Annotated in this window: 5 protein-coding genes and 1 pseudogene; 3 read left to right on the forward strand and 3 right to left on the reverse strand. The window is 35.0% G+C overall.

The window, feature by feature from the left end; all coding sequences use genetic code 11:
• Positions 1 to 30 precede the first annotated feature (30 nt).
• On the forward strand, positions 31 to 888 hold the full coding sequence (locus V7149_RS09570) for a glycerophosphodiester phosphodiesterase (protein WP_335345407.1): 858 nt from the start codon (positions 31 to 33) through the stop codon (positions 886 to 888).
• Between the two features lie 58 nt (positions 889 to 946).
• Here V7149_RS09570 and V7149_RS09575 read toward each other — a convergent pair whose 3' ends face one another.
• Positions 947 to 1,717 carry a sporulation protein gene (locus V7149_RS09575; protein ID WP_335345408.1) on the reverse strand — a complete coding sequence of 257 codons (771 nt, stop codon included), beginning with the start codon at positions 1,715 to 1,717 and terminating at the stop codon, positions 947 to 949.
• Positions 1,718 to 1,900: 183 nt separating this feature from the next.
• Between V7149_RS09575 and V7149_RS09580 the strand changes: the two genes are divergently transcribed.
• Positions 1,901 to 2,896: a 2-hydroxyacid dehydrogenase gene (locus V7149_RS09580; RefSeq protein WP_335345409.1), complete on the forward strand. Its 996-nt coding sequence runs from the start codon at positions 1,901 to 1,903 to the stop codon at positions 2,894 to 2,896.
• 75 nt (positions 2,897 to 2,971) lie between these two features.
• On the opposite strand, the gene V7149_RS09585 is transcribed toward V7149_RS09580, so the two are convergent.
• Positions 2,972 to 3,145 (reverse strand): YozD family protein, encoded by a 174-nt coding sequence (locus V7149_RS09585; protein WP_335345410.1) that lies wholly within the window; start codon positions 3,143 to 3,145, stop codon positions 2,972 to 2,974.
• A 184-nt stretch (positions 3,146 to 3,329) separates the two neighbouring features.
• Between V7149_RS09585 and V7149_RS09590 the strand changes: the two genes are divergently transcribed.
• A complete protein-coding gene (locus V7149_RS09590; RefSeq protein ID WP_335345411.1) occupies positions 3,330 to 3,497 on the forward strand; it encodes a hypothetical protein in 168 nt (55 codons plus the stop codon).
• Here the strand turns inward: V7149_RS09590 and V7149_RS26490 are convergent.
• Positions 3,494 to 3,619: pseudogene (locus V7149_RS26490) on the reverse strand (hypothetical protein); the annotation flags it as partial. The gene V7149_RS09590 and the pseudogene V7149_RS26490 sit on opposite strands and share 4 nt — an antisense overlap.

A 3,619-nucleotide genomic window follows, 5' to 3' on the forward strand; every position in this document is an offset into this window, starting at 1 on the left:
ATATAAAAATATGATAAAGGGGGCTTTGAAATGATCATAACTTCGCCTATTAAAAGACCTGTTTTAACCTGCATCTTTCTTGGTCTTTGGTTAGTGACTTCTAACCTATTTTATTATCTGCAGCCACTACACCCATTCAAGTCTATTGCTCATCGGGGTGCCTCCTATTATGCTCCTGAAAATACAATTGCTTCCTTTCAAAAAGCGGTTGATCTTGGTTTTGATTATATTGAGCTTGATGTAAGGCTAAGTAAGGATGAGCAATTAGTTGTTATTCATGATGAGGATGTAAAAAGGACGACTAACGGGGCAGGGTATATCGGTGATTTCACAGTGAAGGAATTGAAAATGCTTGATGCGGGATCATGGTTTTCGAAAGATTTCACGGATGAAAGGATTCCACTGCTTGAAGAAGTACTCTATATCTTTGGTAAGAAAATTGGCATATTAATTGATGTAAAGTCTCCTGATAAACAGCCGGGAATGATAGATATTCTATCAAATATATTAAACGACCATATTAATAATGGGTTAGATCCGGAAACAGTAAAAGTTCAATCCTTTAACATTAACGAGCTGAAACAATTAAAGGAACTTGTGCCTGACATTGCAACTGGACTATTATTAAACAAGCCTTTAGATTTACTGCAATTGGCATCATATAGGCCTTATGCCTCCTTCCTTTCCATTCATCACCAATTATTAACGAAAGCCTTTATTAATAAGGCACAATTATTAGGGTTTGATATTTTTTCCTGGACAATTAAAAAGCAGTACCAATTCCCAGTCATGCAACGTTTAGGCGTACACGGCATTATATCTGACGAAGAATTTAGAAAGCCGAGCTATAAGTTTACTAGTTTTATTTCTCCCGTTATTAAAGAATAGTTAATTCAAAAAAAATTAGCCCTAATTTGAATCACAGGGCTCATTTTTTTGTATCAATTTATGAGTATTGCTGAATGATAGATTGAATTCTTTGCTGCATATTCGGTATATCCACTCGGTTTACAGAGAAACGCACATGTGATTCATCTAGATTAAGTGCTTCAGAAAATAGGCTTCCTAATCCTCTTACTTTCCTGTCAACCTGCATTAATATTTGAATTTCATTGCTTGAAATTGGGAAAAAGGTAATTTCTAATTCATCCAAACGGCCTCGGAATGGACCAGAGGTTGGGACAAATTCAAACTCCTGAATAAATGGCAATCTGCTGCGGAAACGGCTAGATGCGTATTCACATTCTGCTTCCCTCAACCGAAAGCCTAAACTATTTATTGCTTGAAATACAGAATCCATAAGTTCATTAGGTACAACCCGAAGATAATCTTTATCAGTAGGATCAACTGCATTTTTAATATCCAGGCCTGTCGAAACCCATAACTTTGTCTTACCGATAGATAGTGGAGTATCTGATGGAATGATGAAGGAAAATGGGATTTCTTTACGTTCATTAGCCAGGAGAGTAAATGATGCAGTAATTTGAAAACGGTCAATTAAACCTGTGACTGTGTACTTTTTATCATCTGACTCCTTCAAATAGGTTGTGTTAATTGACAAGTAAATAGCATCAATCTTTTGTTCTACATTTCCTCCCCGAATTTCAACAACCCCTCTAATTTCACCGCCTGGTGTAACTGTATCCTGAACTAGCTTCGTATCCACCTTTGCTGACCCAATTCCAACACTTGCCAAAACTTTATTAAAAAATGACATTCCATACTCCTCCTTTATTAAGTCGCTCAGTCAAGAATAATACGAATCTCTTAATTTAAAGGTTTCATAAATATAAAAATTATTTCGGAAATCTTTATTTATCTACCTACATGATTGATAGGGTAATGATACAATAATGTTAATTGAACAAAATTTTCAATAAATTTCATTTTTTGATTGGGGATGATTTTTATTAACAAGAAGCTATTTATTACGCGAAAGCCTCCTCAGCATGTGTTAGATTACTTAAATGAGAACTTTCAAGTTGATATTTGGGATTCAGAGGATGAAGAAATACCAAGAGAGAAATTAATGGATATTATCCATCAATATGATGGTTTGCTTAGTTTACTTACTGAGAATATTGATAAGGAGTTGCTAGATCAAGGCAGCAATCTTAAGGTAATTAGCAATTTAGCTGTCGGCTATAATAATATTCAAATAGAAGAAGCTAGTTCTCGGGGAATCATAGTTACGAATACACCCGGTGTATTGACTGAAACAACGGCCGATCTTACATTTGCGCTTTTACTTGCAACTTCAAGAAGATTGATTGAAGCATCTAATAGCTTACGTGAAGGAAATTGGAAAACATGGTCACCAATGTATCTGACTGGAATGGATGTATACGGATCAACATTAGGGATTATTGGTTTAGGTGAAATTGGAGCAGCTGTAGCCAGAAGAGCGAAAGGCTTTAATATGAACATATTATATTATAGCAGAACTCCTAAGCCGTTAGTAGAAGCCGAGCTTGGTATTCAATATGCTGACCTCGATACATTATTGCAAACATCAGATATTGTTTGTGTACTTACACCCTTTACTAATCAAACTAAGAATATGATCACATTAAAAGAATTGAAACAAATGAAAAAGACCGCGATACTAATCAATACAGCGAGAGGCGGCATTGTAAACGAAGCGGATCTTGTACAAGCCTTATCAGAGGGAATGATTTGGGGTGCGGGACTAGATGTTTTTGAACAGGAGCCCATCCCAATTGATCATTCTTTATTGCAGTTCACTAATGTAGTCACTCTTCCTCATATCGGCAGTGCCAGTATTCAGACGAGGACGAAAATGTGGGAGCTTGCAGCAAGAAACTTAACAGATGGGTTACAAGGAAAAAAGCCTCCTAATCTTGTCAATAAAGAGGCCTATCAATCAAAGGAATAGATCATTCATTATGTAATAAAATATTATTTTCGCTTTTAGCTAAAAATGACGAGAACTCTCGTCATTTTTTCTATATTAATCATGGTCAATTTCTTCATCGATAATGCACTTTTGCAATAAATAATCAAAAACGATATCTGCCAAATCCTCTAATTCATTTTCAGCAGGCACATAACCTCTTCTTGTTAGCTCATGAAAGAAAAAATCTGCTATTTCCTCCGTATCAATAATAACCTCAATTTCTCTCACAGCACCGCCCCCTTTGTAGAGAATGTATGACGTTCTCCTAAAATTCATGCTAACAATAATCATTTTCAAGTAAGCTTTACCTTTAAATTATTTTTTTCTCCTGACATGTTTATTGCTGACAAGCATATAAATATCCATAAGAAAAAGTTTTGGTGCTGAATTCTATCATTGGAGGAGAAAAACTATGAATATTACTAGATTAGCTGAAGTCATTAAAGAGGATGTAAACAATGAAGAAAGCATCATTATTAAGTCGTACAGTCAAGTATTAAAAGTCATGTTTAAGATCATTCTATTTTTGGGTGTTCCATATATCGCCTATCTATTGTTCATTTTCGGTAATCAAAGCTAAACGGTGCTCTTTCCATCATTACTAGAAATCTGCTTTAGTTTTCTAACAATAATTCGCATGATATGTTTATATTCCTCATCACGAAACATTTCATATAGAATTCGGTAGTCATTATATATATC

It is taken from the genome of Bacillus sp. JJ1503, from assembly GCF_036965125.1.
Classification (GTDB): Bacteria; Bacillota; Bacilli; order Bacillales; family Cytobacillaceae; genus Cytobacillus.